Genomic DNA, 26,367 nt, shown 5'->3' with positions numbered 1-26,367 from the left:
TGAGTGACCAATGAAGAACGGCAAACCGGTCGTCCTGATCGTGGAAGACAGTCCAATCATACGAATGAGCGCAGTCGATCTTGTCCTGTCGGCGGGCTACGAAGCGCTGGAGGCTGGCGACGCCGACGAAGCAATCCGCATCCTCGAAATGCGAGATGACATCGATCTCGTGTTCACCGATGTGCAGATGCCGGGGACGATGGACGGTATCAAACTGTCCCACTACATCCGCGATCGATGGCCGCCCGTGAAGCTGATCGTAGCCTCAGGTGCTGCCATCATCGAGGAGAGCATGCTACCCGGAGGCAGTCGCTTCTTTTCGAAGCCCTACGACGATCTCACCATCACCGAGGCAATGGCACGCCTTCTTTCAAGCGACAAGCTGGACTTCGACAGCGGGGCAATGGGGAAATAGTTCGCGTGCGTTTTCCCTTGCGTCAGGCGCCGCAGCATCGGCAGCACCCCGGCCTTCACCCATTCTTGTTCCGCTTCGCCGCCGGCTTGCGGCTGCTCGGGATCGGCGAGTACAGACCAGCTCGTTGATGATGATGGACGCCTGAGCGCCATACCCCGCTCGACCCTCATCGGAGCCGAGCCCGAAGCGCCTCGACCTGACGAACGCCTTTTGATGAGCCCTTGGGGATCGGGCCGGCGGCCCCCTGCCATGAAATAAAAAAGCCCCGCCACCTCAAGGCAGCGGGGCTCGATCTGGAGAACCAGATTACACGCTGGAGAACCAGATCACATCGGCGGTGACAGCGTCACCTGCGTGACCTTGGTGATGTCGTCGCCGTCCATGGTGACCACCACCTTCTTGCCGACCGCAAGCTCAGCGGGAACGGCAACGTCGGCGCCGACCGTGAAGCTCTTGCCGTCCTCCAGCATGATGACCTTGGTCTCCTTGTTGTATTCCTTGATCACGCCTTCAGCAGTTCCTGCGAAAGCCGTGCCGGCAAGGAACAGCGTGGCGCCAAGCGCCAGAATGAGCTTTTTCATTTTTTGATTTCTCCTGGCCTTTCAGGCGTGTTTGCCTCTAGGCCACTCACTCAACCTTCTCGCGCCACTATGGTTGCCATGGCTGGCCGAGATAACGGGGGCTGGCCGAGATAACAGGGGCTGGCCGAGATAACTGGCGCGCACGCTGTTGCCGATGCAGCAGCGGCGGCGACGTTCTCCTCAATCCTCCGGAACCGTAAGCGCCATCAGTCGTTCTGGCCCCGAGGGATCTCAACCACAGGAGCCAACCATGCCGACCAAAGAAAAGGGCCTTGAAGACCTCTTCCACGACACTCTGCGCGACATCTACTACGCCGAGCGCAAAATCCTGAAGGCGCTGCCGAAGATGGCCCGCGGCGCCAGTTCCATGGAATTGAAAGCGGCGTTCGAGAAACACCGCGACCAGACCGAAGGCCATGTCGAGCGCCTGCAGCAGGTCTTCGCGCTGATGGACAAGCCGGCCAAGGGCAAGACGTGCCCCGCTATCGACGGCATCCTTGAAGAGGGCGAGGAAATCCTCGAGGAGTTCAAGGGCACGGCGGCCGGCGACGCCGGCCTGATCTCGGCTGCCCAGGCCGTCGAGCATTATGAAATCACCCGCTACGGCACGCTGCGTCGTTGGGCTGAAATCATGAAGATGCCGGAGGCAGCGGAACTTTTCGCCGCCACCCTGGCCGAGGAAGAGACCACCGACAAGGATTTGACCATGCTGGCAGACAGCAAGGCCAACCGCCAGGCCTTGGCCGCATGATCAACCGTCCTGCAGCTCTGCCGAACAAACCGGCAGAGCCGCGGGACCCCTCAAGAGCAACCGCAGGCGCGACCATGAAATCGACGACCCCACCTCTCCCAACCGATGACGAACTCGTCAGACACCTCGTGGAAACCAGCGATCTGTCGCCGCTCCAGGCCGCAGAACTTGTCAGGCTGCATGGCCGGGACCGTCAAAAGCTCGAGCAGATGGCCAAGATATTCAAGGCGGAGGGTTAACCGGTGGCTTCCTTGCAGCCAGCCGCCGCCGCAGGCAGGCAACGGGCAATACAGGCAAAGATAGACAAGGACGACGGGCGCAAGGCGCCGCGCAAAGCCAGGCCCGCCAAGGCGATGCAGGCCGGCGCCAGACGTTATCCTGCGCCGCCCTTCCCGAAGCAGCATCTGCCGAAACCCGGCCACGAAACCGCGGTCGAGCCGGCGCCGATGTATGACGCGCCCTATTATCTCGGCTCGCAGAAACTCGCCGGCAAGGTCGCGCTGATCACCGGCGGCGATTCAGGCATAGGTCGAGCGGTTGCGGTGCTGTTTGCGCGGGAGGGCGCCGACATCGCCATCGGCTATCTCAGCGAAGACGTCGATGCGAAGCAGACAAAGCTCGCCGTCGAAGCGGAAGGCCGCAGCTGCATCCTGCTTCGCGGCGATGTCAGTTCGCCCGCCGCATGCCGCAAGGCGGTGGCGAGGACAGTCAAGCAATTCGGCAAGCTCGACATCCTCGTCAACAATGCCGCCTTCCAGGTGCATTCGGCCGATATCGCCGACCTCACCGAGGCGCATTTCGACACCACGCTCAAGGTCAATCTCTACGGCTATTTCCACATGGCCAAGGCAGCGCTCGCGCATATGGGGCCAGGCGCCGTCATCCTGAACACCGGCTCGGTGACCGGCATCAGGGGCAGCAAGGAGCTGGTCGACTATTCGATGACCAAGGGCGGCATCCATGCCTTCACCAGGGCGCTTGCCGCCAACCTTGTCGATCGCGGCATCCGCGTCAACGCCATCGCGCCCGGACCGGTGTGGACGCCGCTGAACCCGTCCGACAAGCAGGCGCAGGACGTGGCGCAGTTCGGCGCAAAGACTGCGATGAAGCGTCCGGCCCAGCCCGAGGAAATCGCCCCCGCCTATGTGTTCCTCGCCTCGTCGCACTGCTCCAGCTACATCACCGGCGAGATCCTGCCGATCATCGGCGGCTACTGAGAAAATGCCTGCCGGCCGAGGCCGGCACGACACGTGCATGCAAAGGTGAGCGCCATGTTGCCGCCCGAAATCATCGACAACCCCGACCTGTCCATCGATGAGAAGATCGGTCGTCTGCGCAACCTCGATGCCAGCCTGCGCAGCCTGTACCGGGCGCTCTACCCCGGTGAAACGCCGTGGGACGACCTGGCCGAGATCGAAACCGGAATCCGCAGCCTCGAACAGATGCTGCCGTCGGGAACCACGGTCGATCGTTGCCGCGACGACGACAGACAATGACACGTCCCGGGTCCCGACCAAGGGGTTACCGGGACCTCCGCCGCTGCAAGGACCTGACGGCGCTGGCCGACAACAAGGCCAATCGTCAGGCACTTTCGGCATGATCCATGACCACCGGCCGGTCGTCTCGCGCAGAGGGCAGGCCCATGACCTCGAGAGGGCAGAGATGAGCAAGGCATTGTTGGCACTCCCGCTGGCGCTGATGTCGCTGTCGGCGGCCCCTGCGACGGAGAAGGACTTTCTTCAAACGCTTTCCGGCAGTTGGCAGGGCTCCGGCCAGGTCCGGCTGCGGCCTGATACGGCGCCGGTCCCGGTCGTCTGCACGCTGCGATCACGCAGCAAGGGCGCTTCGCTCAATCTGGACGGCAATTGCCGGGCAAAAATCGTCTTCTCCAGGCGCATCGGCGTCGATCTGCGCGCCGAAGGGGCGCGTTATTCCGGCACCTATGTCGGTTCACGTCGCGGTGCGGCCAGCCTTGCCGGCAGACGCAGCGGCGATACTGTCACGCTGCAGATCAACTGGCCTGACCGCGGCTCAGGCGCGCGGGTCGCCACCATGCAGGTGGCGAGCAGGATTGCCGGCAAAATGCGCATCGTCACTGTCGAACGACACCCGCAGACCGGAAACCGGGTGGTGACGGCTGATATCGCCTTCAGCCGCAACCAGACGGGCCTCTTTTACAGACGCACATTTTTGAGCCGGGCGGCATCCTTCGCTGCGTGGGGGAACCCTAGCTGAGCACGGCGGGTTGTTGACAGGAAACGGAGACCCACCATGGCCAAGACAGCAACGCGGCAAAGCCCAGCCGAACCCAGGCCGGCACTGCCCCCGGACAATCCGACGCCCAGGGTGAAACCGACGCCCCAGGACAAACCGACGCGCAACGACAAACCGACGCCCAGGAACGAACCGACGCGCAACGACAAACCGACACGAGACACGCGGGACGACCCGTCAGCCAATCCGGACGCCGACGAAAACCAGCCCGACACCGCGCCCCACAAGGACGTCGAAAAGCTTCAGCGCAAGCTGAAGCGCTGATGCACCAAAAAGAAAGGCCTGCCCACGTCTCCGTCGGCAGGCCGTCAGGTTCTGGGATGCGCAGCCGGGAAAGGGACGAAACCGGCTACATGTGCAGTGTCTAAACCCGACAACAGCGCCGAAGTTCCATCGTTGGGTGAGCACCCAGCCGAGCCCCGCCCGGATCGAACCGCGAGCCGGCACACCCGCAGCTGCCGCATCACGATCACAATTGCCGCCGCGCGGCGGGTTTGTCGGAACGGATCGCCGACTGGATGGTTTCGCCATTCCCCCCAGAGGAGATCAGTCATGGACCACAGCAATCACGTCCGCCTCACCGAGGCCGAACTCACGCCCGATCTGCTTGCCGACACCACCATCTATGGCCCCGACGACGAGGACATCGGATCGGTGTCGCATGTCCACGGATCCGGCAGCACGGCCCAGGTGATCATCGATGTCGGCGGCTTCCTCGGCATCGGGGCAAAACCGGTCGCGGTGCCCGTCAGCCAGCTCGATTTCATGCGCGACCAGGATGGCGAGGTCCACGCGGTGACATCGTGGACGAAGGACCAGTTGAAAGACATGCCGGAGCATCTCGACTGATCTGCATGTCGCGTCAGTGGCGCGGGATGGGCCCGCGCCACGGGGCAGGCGCGCACCTTCACGCGAAATGGCCATGATTGGCCGCCGGTGAAAGATGCGGCGCCCGGACATCTGGTTCTGGCGCCCGCCTCTGCCGGCGCCTGCAGGTTGCGGGCCGCGTGCGCGGCCAGTGAGCGCGCCGCCAAGCGAACGCTCACTTCTTGATGATATCCCTACAGTAACGCTTGTTCACGATCCCGTGAGGGCGGCCCCACAGATCGAAATAATGTGTTACACTTCGTGAATGCTCAATCTCGCAGCAATCAATGCGGAAGGAGCCCGAAATGAATCAGGCGAACAATGACCGGAAGTCCTTGGATCAGAGGATTTCAGATTACAGACCAAGCAAGAAGAGTTTGGCTTGGTCAATTGTGATCAGCGCTATTTTGACCATGATATTCGGTTTTACTGCTGGAGGCTGGGTTACCGGCGGATCCGCGAGGCTTATGGCGACGGTGGCGGCGCGGGATGCCGTGGCGGAACTGGCCTCTACGGAATGTGTGAACCGCTTTCTCGGTGGCACCGATGCGGCCCAAAGACTGACCGACCTGAAAGCTCTCAGTTCCTGGCAACGAGATGACTTTGTCAAAGACGGCGGCTGGAGCCAGTTCGGGTCGGAGGAAGTCGCAGGCGCTGCCGTGATGTGCGCTGACAAGCTCGCAGCCATGGACGGCGTGCCCGAAACGACGTCCTCGGCGGCGGTCGAAGGATAGCCCCGCGCCGGGAGTTTCAACATGGACAAGGAATTCAACCCACCGGTGGTGATAGCACGCGAGAACCGAGCCGGACGCAGGACGATAGCGTCCGCCTGGGAAGCGCTGGAGTGGTTGCGACTGCGAAGACCGGCTTGCACAGGCCCGCGATACCGTTCGGCCGTTCGCATATGTCGCGATGTGCTCGATGGGTTGCGGGCTCCCCCGGACGCCCGCCGAGCCTTCATATCAGCCGCCAGGGAGGTTGGCCGGCGTGTGTTCTGACGTGAAATGAAGGGGGTGGAGAGGGATGAAGTATCGCGACGTGCAGGAAAGGCTGAGGATGGTTGGCATCGTCATGAGCAAGTCCCAGGGCCGAATACGCATCAACCACTTCGGGGCGACTGCGGAAACCGCGTATTTCACCGATTGCCTCGAGGATGCGCTTAAGACGGGGCAGGCTATGGCCGAGCCAAGTGCACTGCCCGAAGCGTGGTGTGCGGAACGCACATAAGACTTCAGGAGATGGAAGGACGGCAGGCGATCTCCTGAAGCGACCGCCCGGATCGGGAGGAACATCCGGGCGGTCTTTTCCGTTGGGGATGACCGCTGCCCAGAAGAATGAACGCCAACAGGATCGGCGACTGCCGAGGATGTGGCGCACGTGGTCGTCGCCGTGAACTGTGCACTGTAGAACGCTCTTCCGGCTGCGATGACGCGGCCGCGTCTGCTGCAACAGGAAGGAGAGCTAAGTGGCTTTGTCGGTCAGCGCGATTTTTATCCTGCTCGCGGTTGCCCTGTTGCCTGTGCTCACGAACTTCCGAACGTCGTTGCCTGGCGGCGATGTCGCCGCGTTTGTCGTTTATCCGATCACCATCCTCGCATTGGCAGCCTTCGGAATAGCCGGCGCCATCGCTGCGCTCTTCTAGGCGCAATCGACCCGCCAAGGGCACTTGGCGCCAGAATGACCTATTGTCGGAACATTGACGGTTGCTGATATGCGCCACCGTCGACTGCGAGCGATTATCGGTAAGCTTCCGCCCCGAAACGTGAGGGAGGATGCTTTGAAAAGCTCCACGGTGTCGGCCTTCGAATTCGACCTACCCTCAGCGCTCTCCATAAGATCGTAACAGGCGATCTGTCCAAGCGGCCGAGCCTGGCGCGACTTAAGCCATTGAATTAAGTGGCGATCCCGACAGGATTCGAACCTGTGACCATCGGCTTAGAAGGCCGGTGCTCTATCCAGCTGAGCTACGGGACCGCTGGCCGGCGGGGCCGGCGTGATCGTGGACGTCAGTGCGTCCAGGGCGTCCTGCGGTCATAACGGAAATTGTCGGAGTAGGAAATCTGCCGGCGCTTGGCTTCCTTCGGCTCCTGCACGCGGAAGGCGATGCCTTCCTTCTCGGCGTAGGCGACAGCTTCTTCGCGGGTCTCGAAGGTCAGCCGGATCTGGCTCATCATGTCGCCGGAGCTGGTGTAGCCCATCAGCGGGTCGATCTTCTTCGGCTTCTCGGCGTCGAATTCGAGCACCCAGTGCCCGGTCTTGGCTTTGCCCGACTGCATGGCGGTCTTGGCAGGGCTGAAAATTCGCGCTGACATTAATTCCCTCATTCGTGAGTCCGCAGCGAGCGCGGACGTCCAGATGCGCCCGTCATTTACTGCGCAATCGCCATTGCTGCAAGGCGAAAGCCGGTTTCCGCTTTTTTGCCCTTGCCATGTCGAGCGGAAGCCACTAGGCACGGCGTCGAAATGTGATTTCGGAGTGTAGCGCAGTCTGGTAGCGCATCTGGTTTGGGACCAGAGGGTCGGGAGTTCGAATCTCTCCACTCCGACCATTTTCTCCCCGCGACAGCTTTTTTCCCAAGACATCGATCTGTCCGCCCATGGCATCTGGCGTGCGATGGCAACGGCCTTGCGCATCACGCCACGGCCATGCGCAGACGAATCGCGCGTGTTGAAACGGCCGACATCGGCCAGCGCTCAGCCCGTCCCTGCCTTCCGGCATGACGCGACCGAAAGGAAACGCACCGGCAGCTCAAGCAATTGCTCGGGGCCGTGCGGTGCTGCGGGTGCAGAAAGAGCACTGGTTCTCAACCGCTTGAGCCCGGCGGCAAGGTCACGGCATGGATCCCAGGGTCTCCGCGACGGAGCTGCGCTCCTGCTCCGCCCTGGGATGACGAAGGGGTGGGCCTGAGGCCAATTATCAGTGGCGGCGACCGGCACAGATCGCCTAGCGATGCTCTGCGGTTGCCACGAGCTCTTGCCAAAAGCCAGCCTTGGAGCCTGCCCAAGCGCCAACCGTGGCGGTTGGCCGAAACCAATGTGCCTTCGTCATCCCAGGGTCTCCGCGACGGAGCTGCGCTCCTGCTTCGCCCTGGGAAGACGAAATGGTGGGCTCGCGACATCACCACCCAAGCCCACGAAACAGCTCGTGCCATTCGGGATTGGTCTTCTCGATCAGCTCGACCTTCCACTGGCGTGGCCAGCGCTTGAGCGATTTCTCGCGCTGGATGGCGTCGCGGATGTCGAAGTGCTCCTCGTACCAGACGAGGCGATGCACGCCGTAACGCGCGGTGAAACGAGAGCCCTCGCTTGCCTTGTGTTCCGGCAGACGGCGCGCGAGATCGTTCGTCACGCCGATATAGATCGTGCCGCCCTTCTGGCTGGCGGTCATGTAGACATATCCGGTCATCGCGAGAGATTATTCGCGGCAAGGTTGCGCGCAAGCCCTGCCACATGGCTGCACGCCCCGCAGTTGAACCCCACCTGGCGACGGCCCACCCCTTCGTCATCCTAGGGCGAAGCAGGAGCGCAGCTCCGTCGCGGAGACCCTGGGATCCATGCCGTGACCTTGTCGCTGGGCTCAAGCGGTCCAGAAAGCTCTCCTGCTTCCGCCCCAGGTCCCTCATCCTCGCGCCTCAGCCATGCCCAGGCGAATCGTGGGCAATGGAATGCGCCCGGCCCTCGCTCAGCCCGTTCTGGCCGGCCGGCATGACGCGACCGAGACGTATCGGACCGGCAGCGTCAGCAGCTGATCGGGGCCGTGCGGGGCGGCTGCGTCGAAGAACAGGCTGTCATCAGGGGCCATGCGGTAAAGTTCCATGCCGTGGCGCCAGACCATCTCGCCTTCCAGCAGATAGATGAATGTCGTGCCGGCATGCTGGCGCAAGGCGGGGCGGTCGGCGTCATCGGTCAGGAAAACGAGACAGGGGTCGACCGAGACACCTGCAGCATCGGGGACGACATAGCCGAGCGGGCGATGACCGGCGCGCGTGCCGCAGCGCTCGGTTGGCAAGCCGGCCTTCACGAACCTGGCGTCGCGCAGTTCCTCGGACGGTTTCAGCAAAACGCTTAGCGGCACGGCCAGGGCGCGCGACAGCTGGTGCAGCGTGGTCAGCGACGCCGAGATGATGCCGTTCTCGATCTTCGACATCATGCCGAGCGACAGGCCGGCGGCCCGTGCCAGCTCGATGATGGTCATGCCATGCCTGCGCCTGCAGGCCCTGACCTCGCGGCCGATCGCCATTTCGAGCCGGTTGCCGGCAGCGCCGCGCAGGGCGTGCGGGTCCTGGGTCAACGCCAAAGCCGCGTCGGCCATGTCGCCTCCGCCGAAGTCGAGGCCTGAAATAGTCATGCGCGCCACCTCCTGAAATGACCATGTCGCCGGCCTCGTCGGCCCCCTGTTGCCGGCATCTTTCGCCGGCATCTGTCGCCGGCGTCTGCCACCGGCATCTGTCGCCGGCGTCTGCCGCCCTATCGCAACGACCGCCGGTCACGACGGCCCGACCCGAACTCCGCCCCCTAATTCCGGCACCCGTTTGCACGCCGGCGCGACGTCAGTGGTCTGCGGACCTCGGCTGCGGCGCGAGGCGGCCCGCCTGGTTGCATCCAGAACGCAAAAAGCTCCCGGCGGGGTGACCCGCGGGAGCTTTTTTGCTCTGCCATCGGCCCGCATCGGTGCGGGCGCGATGGGGTGAAGCGTCAGGGATTTAGCCGGTCATGTCAATGGGAATCCGGGGGGCATCCGGGGGGCGTCCCGGGGTGGATCTCTGGGACTCGGGGCGGACACGTCGAGGGGGCTCCGGCGCGCCGGCATGCGATGCGTCACGGGCCACGCGGGCTCGGGCCGAATGGCGAATCGCCTCAAGCGCGGCGCGACGGCGGCGCGCCGGCATTCGATGCGCCACAGGCCCGGGCCGCCGGCATGTCAGGCCGACCGGGAGTGACCGAGGAGCGCATCGGCCCCTCTCCCGGATGCCTAGGCAACGGCCTCCTTCACCGGCAGCTTGAGCGCGTCGCTGGCATTGATGATGGCAAGCGCGATCGCCTCGATGGTGGTGCGCTTGTTCATCGCCTGCTCGCGCAAGGTCTCGTAGGCAACCTGCTCCGACACCTTGTTGGTGGCCATCAGGATTTCCTTGGCCTTGTCGATGTCGCGATGCGCCTTGAGCTTGGCGGAGAGCCGCTCGACGCGGATGCGCAGCCGCTCTTCGCGGCGGTGGTTGTTGACGCTCAGAAGGATGTTGGCGAGGATTCCAAAAGTCCTGAGCGGCAGGCCGATCACCGCCTGCGCCCTGAGCCGCAGCACCTTCTCGACGATGATCGGGTTCTCATAGTCGACGATGGCGATCAGCACCGCCGGCGGGTCGTCGGCGTTCCAGTTCCAGCTGATGCCGCCTTCGACGAGCGGGCGGATGAAGGCGAACACCACGTCGATATTGGCAGGAATTTCCGCCGGCGGCGGCCAGTTGGTCTGGACCTGGCAGCCGATGCGGTTGAGGTGCTGCCAAAGCTCCTCGCCCTCGCTGCTCTTGGGCTGCAGCAGAAGCACACGCAGCGAGCGTATGTCCTTGATCTGGATCGGCGCTGATCCGTCATGCGGCGCCACGTGGGGGCTACGTGATACCATTGGTCCTCATTACGGCAATGTCGTCGGCAACAACGCTTGCCCAGGGTGTCGTTTGCCCTGATGTCGGGCGGTTTCTTGTCCCCATGCCCCTCGGCACAGGGTCATCGCTGAAGTCCCTTGCCTCCCAGCACGGGTCATAAGGAATGCATGGCCAGGCGCTCCCCCCATTCCTCGGGATTGTAGCTGGCGAGATAGGGATCGGGGCGGATGGCCGTTGCCGATCTCGACAGGATCTCGAACTGGCCGTCCTCGCGCGCCCGTGCCACCCGCGGCCACACATAGGTATGCGCATTGTCGGGGTCGATGCGGATGCGCCCTTGCGGGGCGTCGAATTCCGAACCGAGGATGGCCGGCCTGAGCGTCTCGACATCGTCGGTGCCTGTCTTGCGCAGCGCATTGGCCACGACATGGACCTGGAAATAGGCCGCCTCCCAGCACATGTTGGTCACCGCATCGCTGCCGAACCTCTTCTTGTAGCGCTCGACGCAGCGTTCGTTCTCAAGCCCGCCGACCGACTGGAAATAGCTGGCCGAGGTGATGTGGCCGGCGCCGACGTCGATGCCCATCGCCTGGATGTCGGTTTCGCTGGTGGTCAGGCTGGCGATCGGCATCGCCCTGGCATCGAGGCCGGCTTCGGCGAAGGCCTGGTAGAAATGGACGATGCTTTCGCCGACGAAATTGCAGAAGATCACATCAGGCTGCTTGCGCTTGATGTCTGCTATCAGCGGCTTGTAGGCCGAGCGCCGGGCGTCGAGCTTGAGATAGCCGCGGCCCGCCACCTCGCCGCCATGCCTCAGCAGCATCTCGTTCATGATGCGGTCGGACTCGCGCGGCCAGATATAGTCGGAGCCGACCATGTAGAAGCGCTGGCCGACATGATTGAGCAGATGTTCGCCGAGCTGGACGCTGTTCTGGTTGGGGGCGGCACCGCAATAGATGGCGTTGCGCGAATATTCGAAGCCCTCATATTGCGCGGGATAGCAGAGCAGCCCGTTGCGGTGCTCGACCGCCTTCAGCACCGCCTTGCGCGTGCTCGACATGTAGCAGCCGAAGATGATCCGGACGCCGTCCTCGACAAGCAGGCGGTTGGCGAGGTGGTGATAGGCAACCGCATCGCAGCCCGGATCGTAATGGACGGCAACAAGCTCACGGCCGTCGATGCCGCCTGCTTCATTGACCTCGTGGATGGCAAACAGCGTCGCATTCAGCATGCTGCGTTCCATCACCGAAGTGACGCCGGTCTCAGAGAACAACACGCCGACCTTCATCGGCTCCTCGGTTCTTGTCGCCATCGATTGCCAACTCCGTCAGATTGTTCATCCGCGAACTCGACACAAAAAAAGCGCCCAGCGCGGGTTACCGCAGCAAGCGCCTTTGCTCGACTGATCGGGACATCGCTGTCCTTACGTAAACTGTGCCTCAAGCGCCCTGCCCCGTCAACTCGCTTGCGCCTGGGCAAACGATATCAGGCCACTGCCCTGTTCCGGCAAAGCCTGTCCGACGCTCGCAGGCGAGCCGACAAACCGCGCAACAGGTTGCTTTGCCTGATGTTGCGCCGATCGGACGAAATCCCGGTTGACAGAAATCGGGAAGTTGCGGATGATCATCGACATCAGGCCTGCGACGCTGCGGGCTGAGACCAGAGCAAAAAGGCTCCCGCGGTTCATCTCCGCCGGAGCCTTTTTGCGTTTTACCACCAGTGCGCTGCGCGCCCCGTCTCTTCGGCTGCGCAGACAGCAACGACGCTGACACTACCCATTGCCGCTTCGAGCGACTGACCTCGCTCGCACCCCGAATTCCCTGGGATTCCGCAAGGATTCCAGACGTGCGGAGCTGTGCCAAAACGGCCCCGCCCGGCGGAAGCACGACAACACCAATCAGCCTGAGGAGGAACTGGACGTGAACAAGGTAGAGACATTTGGCACTGCGGTGCGTGTGGCCTGCGATGTGGGCGGCACATTCACCGATGTGTGCATCCTGAACGAGGCTTCCGGCAAGATCCATGTCGCCAAGACGCCGACGACGCCGGACCCGATCGACGGCGTGCTCAAGGGCATCGAGGCGGGCGGCGTGGCGCTGCGCGACATCATCCTGTTCTCGCATGGCACGACGCTTGCCACCAATGCGCTGATCACCCGCCGCTTCCCGCCGGCCATCATGGTCACGACCAAGGGCTTTCGCGACGTCATCGAAATCCGCCGCGGCACGCGTGACGATCTCTGGGACACCTACAAGGAAATGGCCCCGCCCTATCTGCCGCGCCGCGACCGCCTGGTGGTGTCGGAGCGCATCGACTATTCGGGCAAGGTCATCGAAGGCGTCAATGAAGCCGAGGCGCGCGAGCTCGCCCGCGTCATCAAAAAGCGCAACGTCAACAACGTCGCCATCTGCTTCGTCAATTCCTTCGTCAATCCGGCAAACGAGCAGCGCATGCGCGACATCCTGCTCGAGGAACTGCCGGGCGTGTCGATCTCGCTGTCGAGCGACATCATGCCCGAGATCTTCGAGCATGAACGCTTCAACACCACGGTCGCCAACACCGTGCTCGGACCGGTCGCCGGCCAGTATGGCGCCGAGCTCGAAAGCCGCATGCAGGACGGCGGTTATGCCGGCGACGTGCTTTTGCTGCATTCCGGCGGCGGCGTCATGACCGCCAAGGGCGCCACCAAATTTGCCGCACGGCTCGCGGCATCGGGCATCGCCGCAGGCGCCATTGCCAGCCGCTTCATCTCCGAGCTTGCCGGCTACAAGAACTCGATCAGCCTCGACATGGGCGGCACCAGCACCGACATCAGCCTGTGCTCCGACGGCCATCTCCACGTCACCAATGACTGGCATGTCGAATATGGCTATCCGATCCGCTTCCCCAGCATCGAGGTCCTGACCATCGGCGCCGGCGGCGGCTCGCTGGCCTGGCGCGACGCGGCCGGCGCGCTTCGCAACGGACCGCAATCGGCCGGCTCGACGCCGGGACCGGTGTGCTACAACCAGGGCGGCACGGAGCCGACAAACTGCGACGCCAATGTCTATCTCGGCCGCCTCGGCACCAAGCTCGCCGGCGGCAGGGTCGAACTCGACGTCAAGCTGGCCGAAAGCGCCATCAACCGCGTCATCGCCGAACCGTTCGGCATGGATGCGGAACAGGCGGCACTGTCGATCCTGAAGGTCGCCAACGCCAACATGGCCGACGCGGTGCGGCTGGTGTCGCTGCGCAAGGGCTACGATCCGCGCGACTTCGCACTGGTCGCCTTCGGCGGCGCCGGTGCCCTGCATGGCGTGGCACTGGCCCGCGACCTCTACATCCCCGTCGTCTTGATCCCGCCAAATCCCGGCGTCACCTCGGCCATGGGCTGCCTGCTCGTCGACATCACCCATGACATCACCCAGATGTACACCGACACGGTCAGCGACATCGACATGGCCGAGCTCAACAGCGCCTTCCGCCTGCTCGAAGAAGACGGCCACGACCGCCTGCTGAGCGAGGATATCTCGCCCGAGCAGATGCTGTTCCAGCGCTACATCGACATGCGTTATCTCGGCCAGTGGCGCTCGATGTCGATCCCGGTCAGCGCCGACATCGAAAATCTCGACGAGGCGGTCAGGCAGTTCCATGAGGAGCATGGCCGCGAGCACAATTATTCGCGGCCCGATGCCCCGGTCGAAGTGTGCCGCATCCAGGTCAAGGCCACCGGCCTCAACCGCAAGGCGGAGCTCGCCCGGCACGAACTGCGCACAGCACCCTTGCCCGCCCCCGTCGGCGAACGCCTGGTCCGCTTCGACGAAGCGCCGGAGCGCATCAAGACCCCGGTCTATGACCGCTCGACCCTGCATGCGGGCGCCGTCGTCGCCGGCCCCGCCATCATCGACCAGCTCGACTCGACCATCGTCGTGCCGCCCGGGATCAAGGCCGAGGTCGACGAGTACCTGATCATCAGGATGCACGTCCCGCAGCAGTCCTGAACGACCGAGCTTTAGCCCTCACGCAAATTCTGAATTGGAGATTGGAAATGGCACCTAGAAAAGATCGCCGCACGCTCGATCCGGTTACCTTCGAGGTCCTAAAGAACGCCTATGTCAACATCGTCGACCAGATGGCGGAGCAGATCCTGCGCACCTGCTACTCCTTCGTCATCTACTCCCGCGACTTCTCCTCGGCGCTGTGCGACCCGACCGGCGACACCATCATGCAAGGCAGCGGCGACATCGCCGCTCACGTCGGCACGCTGCACCTGACCGCCAAGGCGGTGATCAAGAAGTTCGGCCATGACGTGCACCCGGGCGACGTCTTCGTCATCAACGACGTCTACCAGGGCGGCACCCACTTCAACGACACCCGCCTGTTTGCGCCGATGTTCTACAAGGGCGAGCTGCTCGGCTTCGCCCAGGCCAACGGCCACTGGGCCGATGTCGGCGGCGCCGTGCCCGGCTCGTTCAACGTCAACGCGCTCGACCACATGGCCGAGGGCCTGCGCATCACCCCGGTCCGGGTCTACAGCAAGGGCGTCTATCTCTCCGACGTCGCCGAGCTGATCGCCCACAATACGCGTGCGCCCAGCGACATCATCGGCGACCTCCAGGCCCAGGCCGAAGCCTGCCGCCTGGCCGAGCGCGAAATCCAGCGCCTGTGCGACAAATATGGCGTCGACACGATCAAGAAGTCGTTCAACGAGGTCCAGGACTATGTCGAGGACATGACGCGCCAGCGCATCTCCGAGCTGCCCGACGGCACCTGGGAGACCATCGACTACATCGACGTCGATCCCGACGAGGGCGAAGGGCTGGTGCCGATCAAGGTCAAGATGACCATCGACGGCGACCGCGTCCATTACGACCTGACCGGCTCCCACCCCAAGACGGTCGGCTCGTTCCTCAACTGCTGCTATGGCGGCGCCTTCGCCGCCGTCGTCGCCGGCACCAAGATGCAGTCGCCCGACATTCCGATGAACTCCGGCTTCTACCGGGTGGTGACGGTCGATGCCGGCCCGCTCGGCTCGGTGGTCAATGCCGAATGGCCGACCCCGGTCGCCGGCTTCGCCTCCGGTCCGTTCGAAAAGATCATGAACGCGGTGTTCGAGCTCTGGGCGGAGGTCTTGCCGGAACGCGCCATGGCCTGCACCTTCAACCTCGACTATCTGCTGATCGGCGGCCGCGACACGCGTCACGAAGGCAAGCCCTACTTCATGTGGTACGACTGGATGGTCGGCGGCTGGGGCGCGCGCAACGGCCGTGACGGCTGGGCGGCAACCGGCCCGGTGTTCGGCGTCCAGCTCGGCACCCAGCCCTTCGAAGGCCAGGAGCGGCTGTCGCCCGTTCTCACCACCTGCCACGAGCTGATGGTCGATTCCGGCGGCCCCGGCGAATTCCGCGGCGGCCTCGGCGTCCAGAAGGGCGGCACGCTCTACGCCTGCGAACGCACCGTGGTGTCTTATTGCTGCGACCGCGAGCGCTCGATCACCTGGGGCCTGTGGGGCGGCTTGCCGTCGATCCCGCACGGCGTCTGGGTCAATCCCGGCCAGGACAAGGAGCGTTATCTCGGCTCGCTGTTTTCAGGCGTGCCGCTGCAGCAGGGCGACACCGTGCAGCGGCCCTCGGCCGGCGGCGGCGGCCTCGGCGATCCGCTCAAGCGCGATATCCAGAGCGTGCTCAGCGACGTGGTCGAAGGTTATGTCTCGGTCGAGCGGGCGAAGAAGGACTATGGCGTCGTCGTCCATGTCGTCGATCTCGATCTCGACCAATACAGGATCGACGAGAACGCCACGCTGGCCGAACGGGCGCGCATCGCCAGCCACCGCAAGGACTGGCTCAACGAGGACGCCGAGAAGATCGCCGCCCTTTATCGCGACAAGAAGCTCAACATGCTCGACCTGATCCGGCAATACGGCGTCATCGTCGACTGGGGCTCGGGCGAGCTTCTTGCCAAGACCACCGCCGAGTTCCGCGAGATGCTGAAGCGGCGGACGGTTCCCTACTGGACGGCATCGGGCCAGGCCGCCAACGCGACCCTGAAGGTCGCCTGATCAAGGGAAGGCAGCAGGCTCCAGTGGGCTTGCTGCCTTCTTCGCCAACGGGGTTCGCATATCAAGAATCAAGAATCTGCCAAAAAACAAAAATTCGGAGATGAACCATGTCTGGAAGTCTCGATGTCGCAGGGGAACTCGACTATTCGCAACGGCCCGTCCCACCCAAAGGCCGCATGCCCAAGCTCAATCTGACGATGGCCTTCTGGGCGATCTGCAGCGCCATGTTCTTTCTCATCATCTCGGCGACGCTCGCCGAGATCTATGGCACCGCCAATACGATTATCGGCCTGATACTGACTGTTATCTCCTACTCGGCGATCAATGCGGTCATCACCCGCTACGCGATCAGGAGCGGCCTGTCGGTGTCGCTGTTTTCAAGGCTCTTGTTCGGCCGCTACGGCTCGGCGATTGCCACCTTCATCTATGCGGTGTCGAGCATCTATTACGCCGTGTTCGAAGGCTCGGTCATCGCCACGGCGGCGACCTACTATTTCGAAGGCCTGACCTTCGCGGTCGCAGCGCTTATCGTCTGCATCTACAGCGTGCCGCTGATCCTCGGCAGCGTCCAGCACTGGCTCGACAAGTTCAACGGCTATCTTTTGCCGCTCTATCTTGTCGGCCTGATGGGCACGGTGATCTATGCCATCTCGCATTACGGCTATTCCAACGCCTGGCTGACCATGACGCCTGATGGCGGCGCCCCGCCCTATGGCTGGATCAACGTCTTCATCGCCTTCATGGGCGTCTGGTGGATGATGATGTGCACCTTCGACTTCGCCCGCTTCGGCAAGAAGGAGGACGAGACCTACCACGCCGTGTTCAATTTCGGCCTGCCCTTCTACACGCTGACCTATTTCGTCAACGGCCTGGTCGGCATCTTCCTGGTGCAGACGATCCCGCTCGAGGGCGCAACCTCGGAAGTGTCGGTCGTCAAGGCGCTGATCGTGATGATGGGCGCGCTCGGCCTGCTGTTCGTCTGGATCAGCCAGACGCGCATCAACACCACCAACTTCTACCTGTCGACAGTCAACATGCAGGCGTTCTTCCGGCTGGTGTTCAAGCTGGAGATGCCGAAATATGTCTGGGCGATCATTGTCGGCGTCATCGTCTATGTCGTGATGCTGGCCGACATCTTCCAGTATCTGCTCGTCGCACTCGCCTATCAGGGCATCTTCGTCGTCGCCTGGGTCGGCGTGGCGCTGGCCTATATCATGTGCGGACAGCATGACGGCAGCGGCGAGGAAAGCGCCCGTCCCGACGACGATTTCCCGGCCTATTACGCGCCCGGAATGGTCGCCTGGTTCGGTGCGGTGGCCATCGGCATCATCCTGCTCGCCATCCCCAACCTCGAACTGCTGTCGGCGCCGGCAACCGTCACCAGCAGCTTCCTGTTGTTCTGGGCGCTGTCGTCGCGCATCAGAACCGTCGCCATCGCCTCCTGAGGCCAACCGGGCGCCGTTGCGGTCTCGACCATCGAGACCCGACGGCGCCCGGATTGTTTTTTGACCTTGCCTTGCCCCGCCGCAGGACGGCGTGGACGCCGCTGGCTTGGGTGGTCTTGGCCTGCCGAGCGGCCTCTCCAATTCGTCATCCTAGGGCTTGACCCTAGGATCCATGCCGTGAGGTCCAGGAATGTGGGACGGGTGCAGGAGAGGCTTCTGGACCGCTTGAGCCCGGCCGCGAGGTCACGGCATGGATCCTAGGGTCGCCGCGACGGAGCTTCGCTCCTGCTTCGCCCTAGGATGACGAAGGGCGGGGGCGTCGTCGCGGGCTTAGGTGGTGAGCCGGTTGCCGCGAGCGGCCTCTCCGCTTCGTCATCCTAGGGCGAAGCAGGAGCGCAGCGACGCGGCGACCCTGGGATGACGAAGGGGTGGGCCGTCGCCAGGTGGGGTTCAACTGCGGGGCGTGCGCCCATGTGGCAGGCCTTGCGCGCAACCCTGCCGCGAATAATCTCTCGCGATGACCGGATATGTCTACATGACCGCCAGCCAGAAGGGCGGCACGATCTATATCGGCGTGACGAACGATCTCGCGCGCCGTCTGCCGGAACACAAGGCAAGCGAGGGCTCTCGTTTCACCGCGCGTTACGGCGTACATCGCCTCGTCTGGTACGAGGAGCACTTCGACATCCGCGACGCCATCCAGCGCGAGAAATCGCTCAAACGCTGGCCACGCCAGTGGAAGGTCGAGCTGATCGAGAAGACCAATCCCGAATGGCACGAGCTGTTTCGTGGGCTTGGGTGGTGATGTCGGGAGCCCACCATTTCGTCATCCCAGGGCGAAGCAGGAGCGCAGCTCCGTCGCGGAGACCCTGGGATCCATGCCGTGAAATTGCCGCCGGGCTCAAGCGGGGCAGGACGCGCATTCCTTCTTCCACCCACCACCCTCACCGCATGGCAACTGTGTTCAAGCGAGCGGACAAGTGCTCTTTCTTCTGCCCACCCCACATTCCTCACCTTCACGGCATGGCCCCGGGTCTACGCCATGCGCTACGCTTCCTGCTCCGCCCTAGGATGACGAATGCGCAAAGCGTTGCCGGTCTCTCCAACGCCTGTCTCGAGCCAACAGGAACGTCGCCTCTGGATTGACGAAGCGGAGAGCCCACGCTCCGCCAGCCAGGCTCATTCCCCCGCCGTCACCGCCCCGCCGTCGGCCCACGCCGCCTGGATCGCCTGGCTGAGCTCGGCCTCCGAGATCGGCTTGTGCAGGATGCGGCTGCCGCCGGCGCTCACCTCCTTCAGCCGTGACGGCGAGGTGTCGCCGGTGATGATGATCGAAGGCACGCTGCGGCCGAGATAGGCACTGAGCATGCGGATCGCTTCGAGCCCGGTGGCGCCATGGGCCAGCCGGTAGTCCGAGATGATCAGGTCGACCGATGCCGCGCCGCGCAGGGCGGCGGCCGCATGCACCGCCTGGGCCTCCGCCGCCGAGCGTCCGGCATAGACGCTGTGGCCCTCGATGGTCAAAAGCTGCTCCATCGCCTCGAGGATGTCGCTCTCGTCCTCGACGACGATGATGCCGCCGGTCAGGGCTTCAGTCCGCGTCTCGCGCTGCGGCACCGGCGCCTTCGCAGCGCGGACTTCCGGCACGGTGATCGAAAACATCGAACCGCGCCCCGGTCTGGATACCAGCCTCAGCGGGTGCTTCAGCAGGCCGGCGGTGCGGCGGACGATGGCGAGGCCGAGGCCGAGCCCTTGCGTGCGATCGCGCGCCGGGTTCTGCAATTGCACGAATTCCTCGAAGATCATTGCCTGCTGGTCGTCTGGAATGCCGGGCCCCGTATCCCAGACCTGGATCTCGACGAACCCGGCGCGCTTGCGGCAGCCGAGCACGACGCCACCCTGCCTGGTGTAGCGGAAGGCGTTGGTGACCAGGTTGGTCAGCACCCGCTTCAGCATCATCGGGTCGCTTTCGACCAGCAGATGGCTGTCGACCACCCGCCATGTCAGGCCACGCTCCTTGGCCTCGGTGGCGAACTCCTCGCGGAAATCGCGGAACAGTTCGCGCAGGCACACGGTTTCGCGGGCAACCGTGACGATGCCGGCATCGAGCCTGGAGATGTCGAGAAGCGCGTTCAGCAGGCCGCTGAGATTGCCGATGATCGACTTGGCCCGGCCGGCGAGGCCGCGCGCCTGCTCGGCCGGCACGTTGCCGCGTTTGGCCAGCACGGCAATCGTCGACACCAAAAGGCTGAGCGCATGGATCGGCTGGCGCAGGTCGTGGCTCGCCGCGGCGAGGAAGCGGGTCTTGGCGCGGTCGGCGGTTTGCGCCCGGTCGCGCTCCTCCTGCAGATGCTCGACGAGCCGTTCATTTTCCAGGCGCAGGCTGATGGTCTCGCGCAGCATGCGGTAGGTTATGCGGCAATAGTAGAAATTGATCACCACGAGCGAGACGAGCAGGAACAGAAAACCCGCCGAAATCGCGCTGCCGCTGGTGATGACGCGGGCGGCGACCGGCAGCACAGTCGCCAGGATCGAGCCGATCAGCGCCGGCGGAAAGGCCGAAAGCGACGGCACTGTGCCGCAGACCAGGCCGGTCAGCACCACCACGGTGAAGGACAGAAGAAGCGGCGCTTCCGGCAGGAAGCCGACCCAGCCGAACATGCCCCACAACAGGCCCGAGACCCAGGAAAAGGCGGCCGCCAGCCAGGCCCAGCGCATGATCGTCCTGATATCGCGCGGCCGGCTGAAGAAGCGGCGGGAGGCAAGGACGCGCAGCGCCGTCAGCGCATAGAGCGTGCCGAGCCATCCCGCCAGCCATGGCGTGGAAATGCCGCTGCGCAAGACGTAGACGGCGGCGAGCGAAATGACGATGTTGGAAATGACCACGCCATATGAATTGCGATAGAGAAGCTCGACCAGAGCCTGGCGTATCTTGTCTTCCTGCATCCGATTCCCCCGAAGTACCGGATGAAGATCGCATAAGCTTTCCTCATCAGGGACTGTTGATCTACCACCATTTTATTTCCCATAAGTTGGCGTTCTGCCGATTCGCATCGCTTCATCATGAATGGTGACCACATGAACCGCCCTCTCACCTTCATCCTCGCCGACGACCACGCGCTGGTGCGCGAAGGGCTGAAGATGCTGATCTCGACGATGGACAACATGTCGGTGGTGGCCGAAGCCGCGGATGGCGAGGCCTTGCTGGAGCAGGTCACAAAGACCCGCGCCGACCTGCTGCTGCTCGACCTCGGCATGCCCGGCGTTGCCGGCATCCAGTTCATCTCCGACATCAGGGAGCTCGTGCCCAGGCTGAAGATCATCGTGCTGACCGCCAATATCGAGCCGCGCACGGTGCGCGCCGCAGTCGAGGCCGGCGCCAGCGGCTATCTGACCAAGGACGGCGACCCCGAGGAACTCGGCGAGGCGATCGAGGCAATCGGGAAAGGCGGCACCTACCTTGCCCGCACCGTGCGTTTCGCCGTCGGCGAGGCGTCCGGCAGCGGCAGGCAGCACGCCGTGCCCGACATCCTGTCGCCGGTGCCGCTGACCCGGCGCGAGCGCGAAATCCTCGCACTGGTGGCGCAGGGGCTGACGGCGCGCGAAATCGCCGAGCGGCTCGGCATCAGCCCGCAGACGGTGCGCAAGCACCGCGAAAACCTGATGGGCAAGCTCAATCTCCACAGTGCCGCCGAACTGACCGCCTATGCGGTTCGCCTGGGTTTGCCCACAGCCTGAAGGTTGCCGCGCAGCGCCCTGCCGGCGCCCGACATCACGTCAATATCTCTTTAACCATCAACTATTTAGCCGAGGCGACGGGCAGTCGATATACGCCACATGCCGTATGTTTTCGCCTGATGGCCCAGCCTATTCCTCCCTTCCACAGCGTCATGTGGCGATCGCGTCATGTGGCGATCGGATCACTGGGGAGGAGCCTGCATGTCGTCGCTGGAACTGTTGTTGCCGTTTGCCCTGGCAACGCTGGCCTTCGCCTGCATGCCGGGGCCGGCAATCCTCTACATGACGGCGCAGACGGTGGCGCTCGGCCGCCGGGCCGGGCTGATGGCGGCCTTTGGCGTCCATATCGGCTGCTACGTCCACATCTTCGCCGCGGCCATCGGCCTGGCCTCGCTGATCGAGCAGGCGCCGATGCTTTTCGAGGCGATCAGGCTTGCCGGTGCCGCCTATCTCGTCTGGCTCGGCCTCTCGATGTTCATGGGCTGGGGCAAGCCGCATGGCGACGCCGCCAGCCCCGCCTCGCCCAGCCCCGCGTCACAAAGCCTGGCCTCGCCCAGTCTCGCGTCACAAAGCCTGCGCGACAGCATCATCGTCGAGATCCTCAACCCGAAGACCGCCTTGTTCTTCCTGACCTTCCTGCCGCAATTCGTCGATCCGGCAGCCGCCTTGCCGGTGTGGCTGCAGTTCCTGCTGCTCGGCATGTTCGTCAACCTGGTGTTCTCGGTTGCCGACGTCGCTGCCGTCGGCATCGCCTCGGTCACCCTCGCCCGCGTCGCATCGGGAAATACCGGCTGGATCGTGCCCAAGGCCTGCGGCTCGATCCTTGTCGGGCTCGGCCTGGCGCTTGTCGGCCACCAGATCTGACGGGCTGCCTGATCAAGCGTCCATGGATTCGCCCGGATCCATGCATTCGCATCTGCCCCCCTTGACTGAAGAGCGCGACAGGCTAGGCTGACGTCAAAATACCGGCCCCGACTGCCGGGTGGCAAACATGCCTCGTATGCCTCGCCTCCCGGCGATGGCTGCGGGGCATTTTTGTTTTTGGGAGGGAATTTCTTGAAGTCGCGCATCGAAATCGGCGTGCTCTATTCGCGCTCGGGCAGCTACCAGCTGGTCGCCAACGCCTGCCATGCGGGTGCCATGCGCGCCATATCGGACGTCAACGCCGACCCGGCAAGAGGCATCGAGCTCGTCGCCATCGAGCGCGACCCCGGCGGCAATATCGACCGCTATGCGCCCTTGTGCGACGAGATCCTGCGCCAGAGCAGCGCGCGCCATGTCATCGGCGCCGTGACGTCGTGGAGCCGCAAGGAGGTCATCCCGGTGCTGGAGAAGTCGGGGGCGGCACTGTGGTATGCCTGCCCCTATGAAGGCTTCGAGGCCAATGAGCATGTCGTCTACATGCATGCCTGCCCGAACCAGCACCTGGTGCCGCTTCTGGCCCATGTCGTGCCGCGCTTCGGCGCCGATGGCTTCCTGCTCGGCTCCAACTACATCTGGGGCTGGGAAACCAACCGCGTCGCGCGCGACCTGATCGCGGATGCCGGCGGCAAGGTGCTGGGCGAGCGCTATCTGCCGATCGGCGATGCCGACGTTTCCAGGCTGATCGAGGAGATCAAAGCGACACGGCCGTCCTTCATCCTCAACAATCTGATCGGCACCTCGTCCTACGCCTTCTTCGCCAGATATGCCGAGCTGGCGCGCAACGACCCGCATTTCGGGCCTGAGCGCTGCCCGATCCTGTCCTGCAACCTGACCGAGGCCGAACTGCCGGCGATCGGTGCTGCCGGCGGCGGCCACCTCTCCGTCGGCCCCTATTTCCGCGACGCCGGCACCGCCACTGCCGAGACGCCGGCGTCGTCCTTCGAGGCCTCCGGCTATGCCTCTGTCATGGTGCTGGCCAAGGTGCTCCAGGCAAATCCCGGCGCGGGTTTCGCCGAACTGTCCACCGCCTTTGCCAGGTCAAGTTTCGCCACGCCCTTCGGCACCATCGCCGTCGACCCGCAGACCCAGCATGCGACCTTGCCGGTCGAGATCGGCCGCATCTCGGGGCTCGGCTTCGAACGCGTCAGCCATATCGAGCGTGTCGCCCCGGACCCCTATCTCTCGCGTTACGACCGGGCCAATACCTTCGGCCGTGCCAGGCTCAAGGTGGTGTCATGAGCGGGGTCGTGTCATGAGCCGGGCCGCCCATATCCCCAATCTCGGCGGCGCGAAGGCATTCGTGCTGCACCGCCCGCATGCCACGGTCGGCGCCATATCACGCCAGCTCCAGGCGATCGGCCTCGAGGTCGTCGACTGCTGGCCGGACCTGCCGGCCGAGGCGCTGGCCGCCGACTTCGTGTTCTTCGACGTCGATCTCGGCTTCGACCAGCAGTTTCCGTGGGCGCGGGGTGCCGCACCGATGCCGACGATCGCGCTGATCGGCTCGGAAGCGCCGGGCCGGATCGAATGGGCGCTGTCGCACAAGGCCGATGCGCAGCTGCTGAAGCCGGTCGGCAATGCCGGCGTCTACAGCGCGCTTTTGATTGCCCGCCAGAGTTTTGCCGCGCGCCGGCAGCTGGCCGACGAGATCGCAGCACTCCAGCAGCGCGTCGCCGAGCGCCAGACCATTGTCCGCGCTGTTGCAGCGCTGTCGAGCCAGGGCGTCGACGACGAGCGCGCTTATGCGCAGTTGCGTTCGCTCGCCATGAACTGGCAGGTCAGCCTCGAGGACGCCGCCCGGCGTGTCGTCGCCCTCACCGACAAGGCCATCACCGAGAAGGCCCAGACCGACAAGGCCATGACCGAGAAGGCCCTGACCGAAAAGGCCAAGACCGACAAGGAGGGCGGCCTTGACCAGTCCCATCGCGCCTGAGATATCAGCCATCGCCGTGCCGGCCAAGGCACGCGCCGGTGTCTGGCGCCGCCTCGTCAGGCGGCCGCTGGCGCTGACCGGCCTGGTGATCATCGCGATCACGGTCGCTGGCGCCCTGCTCGCCCCCTATCTCACCGGCTACGACCCCAACGAGCAGATGTTCGACGGGCTGACGCTGGAAGGCGCGCCGCTGCCGCCCAGCGCCACCTTCTGGCTCGGCACCGACCTGCTCGGCCGGGACCTCCTGACCCGCATTCTCCATGGCGCGCGGACCTCGCTGATCATCGGCATCGTCGCCAATGGCGCTGCCCTTCTGATCGGCACGCTCGTCGGCATCACCGCGGGTTATTTCCGCGGCTTTACAGGCGCAGCGCTGATGCGCTTCACCGACCTGATGATGGCCTTTCCGGCCCTTTTGCTCGCCATCTGCCTGGCCGCCGTGTTCCAGCCCAGCCTGTGGATCGTCGCCATGGTGATCGCGCTGGTCAACTGGGTGCAGACGGCCCGCATCGTCTTCACCGAAACCAGCTCGCTGGCCGAACGTGAGTTCATCGACGCCGAGCGCACGATCGGCGCCGGCACGGCACGCATCCTGTTCCGCCACATCCTGCCGCATCTTCTGCCGACCATCATCGTCTGGGGCACGCTCGGCATCTCGACGACGGTGCTGCTCGAAGCGACGCTGTCCTATCTCGGCATCGGCGTGCAGCCGCCGACGGCGTCGTGGGGCAACATCATCTTCGAGAACCAGACCTATTTCCAGGCAGCACCCTGGCTGGTGTTCTTCCCAGGTGCGGCGATCCTGGCCCTGGCGCTCGCCTTCAATCTTGTCGGCGACGCCCTGCGCGACATTCTCGACCCGACGCAGCGAGGCCGGGCATGATCGCCTATCTCACCCGCCGGCTGATCCAGGCAGCTTTGATCCTGCTCGGCGTGTCGCTGATCACCTTCGCCCTGCTCTATCTGCTGCCGGCCGACCCGGTGCGCCAGATCGCCGGCCGCAGTGCAACCCCGCAGACGGTCGAGAGCATCCGCCAGCAGCTCGGGCTCGACCAGCCCTTCGCGGTGCAATACTGGCGCTATCTGACCAACCTCGTCAGCGGCGATCTCGGCCGTTCCTACATCCAGCGTTCGGAGGTCAGCGAGCTGATCGTGGCGCGCCTGCCGGCCAGCCTGCTTCTGATGGTCGGCGCCATCGTCTGCGAGCTGGTCATCGGCCTGAGCATGGGGCTTATCGCTGCGGTGAAGCGCGGCAGCGCCACCGACCAGGCGCTGATGGTCGGCTCCTTCATCGGCGTGTCGGCGCCGCAATTCGTCGTCGGCCTGCTGCTGCTCTACGTCTTTGCCGTCAAGCTCGGCTGGTTTCCGATCGGCGGCTACGGCACCTTCAGCCACATGGTGCTGCCGTCGCTGACGCTCGGCATCCTCGGCGCCGGCTGGTATTCGCGCATGATGCGCTCGTCGATGATCGACGTGCTGCGCCAGGACTATATCCGCACCGCCCGCGCCAAGGGGCTGGCCCAGCGCGCCGTGCTGTTCGGCCACGCTCTGCCCAACGCCATCCTGCCTGTCATAGCCATGATCGGCATCGACATCGGCATGTTCATGGGCGGCATCGTGGTGGTCGAAAGCGTGTTCGGCTGGCCCGGCATCGGCCAGCTCGCCTGGCAGGCGATCCAGCGCGTCGACATCCCGATCATCATGGGCGTCACGCTGGTCTCGGCCTGCGCCATCGTGCTCGGCAATCTGCTCGCCGACATCGTCGCCCCGTTCATCGATCCGCGCATCAAGCTGCGCTGA

At 64.1% G+C, this 26,367-nt stretch carries 30 protein-coding genes and 2 tRNA genes; 23 read left to right on the top strand and 9 right to left on the bottom strand.

Annotated elements, in window-relative coordinates:
- Window positions 1–10 precede the first annotated feature (10 nt).
- A complete protein-coding gene (locus tag Amn_RS10425) occupies window positions 11–415 on the top strand; it encodes a response regulator (RefSeq protein ID WP_263007633.1) in 405 nt (134 codons plus the stop codon).
- A gap of 326 nt (window positions 416–741) precedes the next feature.
- On the opposite strand, the gene Amn_RS10420 is transcribed toward Amn_RS10425, so the two are convergent.
- Window positions 742–996 (bottom strand): DUF1344 domain-containing protein, encoded by a 255-nt coding sequence (locus Amn_RS10420; RefSeq protein ID WP_115732756.1) that lies wholly within the window; start codon window positions 994–996, stop codon window positions 742–744.
- 250 nt (window positions 997–1,246) lie between these two features.
- Here Amn_RS10420 and Amn_RS10415 point away from each other — a divergent pair, with 250 nt between their 5' ends.
- The 11 genes from Amn_RS10415 to Amn_RS10365 all read left to right on the top strand — a co-directional run bounded on the left by Amn_RS10415 (window position 1,247) and on the right by Amn_RS10365 (window position 6,530).
- Window positions 1,247–1,747 carry a YciE/YciF ferroxidase family protein gene (locus tag Amn_RS10415; RefSeq protein WP_263007634.1) on the top strand — a complete coding sequence of 167 codons (501 nt, stop codon included), beginning with the start codon at window positions 1,247–1,249 and terminating at the stop codon, window positions 1,745–1,747.
- A 74-nt stretch (window positions 1,748–1,821) separates the two neighbouring features.
- Window positions 1,822–1,986, top strand: coding sequence for a hypothetical protein (locus Amn_RS10410; protein WP_185910175.1), 165 nt, complete (start codon window positions 1,822–1,824; stop codon window positions 1,984–1,986).
- A 3-nt stretch (window positions 1,987–1,989) separates the two neighbouring features.
- Window positions 1,990–2,964, top strand: coding sequence for an SDR family oxidoreductase (locus Amn_RS10405; protein WP_371818583.1), 975 nt, complete (start codon window positions 1,990–1,992; stop codon window positions 2,962–2,964).
- Window positions 2,965–3,018: 54 nt separating this feature from the next.
- Window positions 3,019–3,243 (top strand): hypothetical protein, encoded by a 225-nt coding sequence (locus Amn_RS10400; RefSeq protein WP_154385158.1) that lies wholly within the window; start codon window positions 3,019–3,021, stop codon window positions 3,241–3,243.
- Window positions 3,244–3,409: 166 nt separating this feature from the next.
- Window positions 3,410–3,982: a hypothetical protein gene (locus tag Amn_RS10395; RefSeq protein WP_286296828.1), complete on the top strand. Its 573-nt coding sequence runs from the start codon at window positions 3,410–3,412 to the stop codon at window positions 3,980–3,982.
- Between the two features lie 36 nt (window positions 3,983–4,018).
- Window positions 4,019–4,285, top strand: a complete 267-nt coding sequence (locus Amn_RS10390) for a hypothetical protein (protein ID WP_154385156.1) — start codon at window positions 4,019–4,021, stop codon at window positions 4,283–4,285.
- A gap of 288 nt (window positions 4,286–4,573) precedes the next feature.
- Entirely contained in the window at window positions 4,574–4,870 is a 297-nt protein-coding gene (locus Amn_RS10385; RefSeq protein ID WP_067963891.1) for a PRC-barrel domain-containing protein, read from the top strand.
- A gap of 323 nt (window positions 4,871–5,193) precedes the next feature.
- Window positions 5,194–5,622 (top strand): hypothetical protein, encoded by a 429-nt coding sequence (locus Amn_RS10380; protein WP_067966828.1) that lies wholly within the window; start codon window positions 5,194–5,196, stop codon window positions 5,620–5,622.
- 21 nt (window positions 5,623–5,643) lie between these two features.
- Window positions 5,644–5,886: a DUF982 domain-containing protein gene (locus Amn_RS10375; RefSeq protein ID WP_083948634.1), complete on the top strand. Its 243-nt coding sequence runs from the start codon at window positions 5,644–5,646 to the stop codon at window positions 5,884–5,886.
- A gap of 25 nt (window positions 5,887–5,911) precedes the next feature.
- Window positions 5,912–6,115 (top strand): hypothetical protein, encoded by a 204-nt coding sequence (locus Amn_RS10370; RefSeq protein ID WP_154385155.1) that lies wholly within the window; start codon window positions 5,912–5,914, stop codon window positions 6,113–6,115.
- Window positions 6,116–6,353: 238 nt separating this feature from the next.
- The gene (locus tag Amn_RS10365) at window positions 6,354–6,530 is read left to right on the top strand and encodes a hypothetical protein (protein WP_263007636.1); all 177 of its coding nucleotides are present in this window, start codon (window positions 6,354–6,356) and stop codon (window positions 6,528–6,530) included.
- A gap of 255 nt (window positions 6,531–6,785) precedes the next feature.
- Here Amn_RS10365 and Amn_RS10360 read toward each other — a convergent pair.
- Together Amn_RS10360 and Amn_RS10355 are read right to left on the bottom strand one after the other, a co-directional pair.
- A tRNA-Arg gene (locus tag Amn_RS10360) sits at window positions 6,786–6,862 on the bottom strand.
- Window positions 6,863–6,894: 32 nt separating this feature from the next.
- Window positions 6,895–7,200: an ETC complex I subunit gene (locus Amn_RS10355; protein WP_067963894.1), complete on the bottom strand. Its 306-nt coding sequence runs from the start codon at window positions 7,198–7,200 to the stop codon at window positions 6,895–6,897.
- A 159-nt stretch (window positions 7,201–7,359) separates the two neighbouring features.
- Between Amn_RS10355 and Amn_RS10350 the strand changes: the two genes are divergently transcribed.
- Window positions 7,360–7,436: transfer RNA gene (locus tag Amn_RS10350), tRNA-Pro, on the top strand.
- Window positions 7,437–8,005: 569 nt separating this feature from the next.
- Here the strand turns inward: Amn_RS10350 and Amn_RS10345 are convergent.
- The 5 genes from Amn_RS10345 to Amn_RS10325 form a co-directional block, all read right to left on the bottom strand.
- On the bottom strand, window positions 8,006–8,293 hold the full coding sequence (locus Amn_RS10345) for a GIY-YIG nuclease family protein (protein ID WP_067963896.1): 288 nt from the start codon (window positions 8,291–8,293) through the stop codon (window positions 8,006–8,008).
- 276 nt (window positions 8,294–8,569) lie between these two features.
- Entirely contained in the window at window positions 8,570–9,235 is a 666-nt protein-coding gene (locus Amn_RS10340; RefSeq protein WP_182575323.1) for a helix-turn-helix domain-containing protein, read from the bottom strand.
- 624 nt (window positions 9,236–9,859) lie between these two features.
- Complete coding sequence (locus tag Amn_RS10335; protein WP_083948635.1) at window positions 9,860–10,510, bottom strand: ANTAR domain-containing response regulator; 651 nt, start codon at window positions 10,508–10,510, stop codon at window positions 9,860–9,862.
- A 134-nt stretch (window positions 10,511–10,644) separates the two neighbouring features.
- Window positions 10,645–11,802 (bottom strand): transporter substrate-binding domain-containing protein, encoded by a 1,158-nt coding sequence (locus Amn_RS10330; protein WP_286296817.1) that lies wholly within the window; start codon window positions 11,800–11,802, stop codon window positions 10,645–10,647.
- A 144-nt stretch (window positions 11,803–11,946) separates the two neighbouring features.
- Window positions 11,947–12,123: a hypothetical protein gene (locus Amn_RS10325; protein ID WP_286296815.1), complete on the bottom strand. Its 177-nt coding sequence runs from the start codon at window positions 12,121–12,123 to the stop codon at window positions 11,947–11,949.
- 286 nt (window positions 12,124–12,409) lie between these two features.
- Between Amn_RS10325 and Amn_RS10320 the strand changes: the two genes are divergently transcribed.
- From Amn_RS10320 to Amn_RS10305, 4 genes are all read left to right on the top strand, one after another.
- Complete coding sequence (locus tag Amn_RS10320) at window positions 12,410–14,470, top strand: hydantoinase/oxoprolinase family protein (RefSeq protein ID WP_286296810.1); 2,061 nt, start codon at window positions 12,410–12,412, stop codon at window positions 14,468–14,470.
- Between the two features lie 47 nt (window positions 14,471–14,517).
- Window positions 14,518–16,527, top strand: a complete 2,010-nt coding sequence (locus tag Amn_RS10315) for a hydantoinase B/oxoprolinase family protein (protein WP_067963905.1) — start codon at window positions 14,518–14,520, stop codon at window positions 16,525–16,527.
- Window positions 16,528–16,634: 107 nt separating this feature from the next.
- A complete protein-coding gene (locus Amn_RS10310) occupies window positions 16,635–17,972 on the top strand; it encodes a purine-cytosine permease family protein (RefSeq protein ID WP_067963906.1) in 1,338 nt (445 codons plus the stop codon).
- Between the two features lie 517 nt (window positions 17,973–18,489).
- Window positions 18,490–18,777, top strand: a complete 288-nt coding sequence (locus Amn_RS10305) for a GIY-YIG nuclease family protein (protein WP_067963896.1) — start codon at window positions 18,490–18,492, stop codon at window positions 18,775–18,777.
- Window positions 18,778–19,151: 374 nt separating this feature from the next.
- Here Amn_RS10305 and Amn_RS10300 read toward each other — a convergent pair whose 3' ends face one another.
- Entirely contained in the window at window positions 19,152–20,918 is a 1,767-nt protein-coding gene (locus Amn_RS10300; protein WP_286296802.1) for an ATP-binding protein, read from the bottom strand.
- 132 nt (window positions 20,919–21,050) lie between these two features.
- On the opposite strand from Amn_RS10300, the gene Amn_RS10295 reads away from it, so the two are divergent.
- From Amn_RS10295 to Amn_RS10270, 6 genes are all read left to right on the top strand, one after another.
- Entirely contained in the window at window positions 21,051–21,710 is a 660-nt protein-coding gene (locus tag Amn_RS10295; RefSeq protein WP_286296800.1) for a response regulator, read from the top strand.
- Window positions 21,711–21,911: 201 nt separating this feature from the next.
- Window positions 21,912–22,574, top strand: coding sequence for a LysE family translocator (locus tag Amn_RS10290; protein ID WP_286296798.1), 663 nt, complete (start codon window positions 21,912–21,914; stop codon window positions 22,572–22,574).
- Window positions 22,575–22,766: 192 nt separating this feature from the next.
- Window positions 22,767–23,873, top strand: coding sequence for a transporter substrate-binding protein (locus tag Amn_RS10285; RefSeq protein WP_286296795.1), 1,107 nt, complete (start codon window positions 22,767–22,769; stop codon window positions 23,871–23,873).
- A 13-nt stretch (window positions 23,874–23,886) separates the two neighbouring features.
- Window positions 23,887–24,567, top strand: coding sequence for an ANTAR domain-containing response regulator (locus tag Amn_RS10280; RefSeq protein ID WP_286296793.1), 681 nt, complete (start codon window positions 23,887–23,889; stop codon window positions 24,565–24,567).
- Window positions 24,545–25,450: an ABC transporter permease gene (locus tag Amn_RS10275; RefSeq protein ID WP_286296791.1), complete on the top strand. Its 906-nt coding sequence runs from the start codon at window positions 24,545–24,547 to the stop codon at window positions 25,448–25,450. The genes Amn_RS10280 and Amn_RS10275 overlap by 23 nt, the downstream gene beginning before the upstream one ends.
- Window positions 25,447–26,367, top strand: a complete 921-nt coding sequence (locus Amn_RS10270) for an ABC transporter permease (protein ID WP_182575309.1) — start codon at window positions 25,447–25,449, stop codon at window positions 26,365–26,367. Before Amn_RS10275 ends, Amn_RS10270 begins: the two co-directional genes overlap by 4 nt.

Source organism: Aminobacter sp. Y103A (assembly GCF_030294925.1).
GTDB classification, from domain to species: Bacteria; Pseudomonadota; Alphaproteobacteria; order Rhizobiales; family Rhizobiaceae; genus Aminobacter; species Aminobacter ciceronei.
Note: the sequence above shows the minus strand (reverse complement) of the source record. Positions and strands in the feature narration are given on the sequence as shown.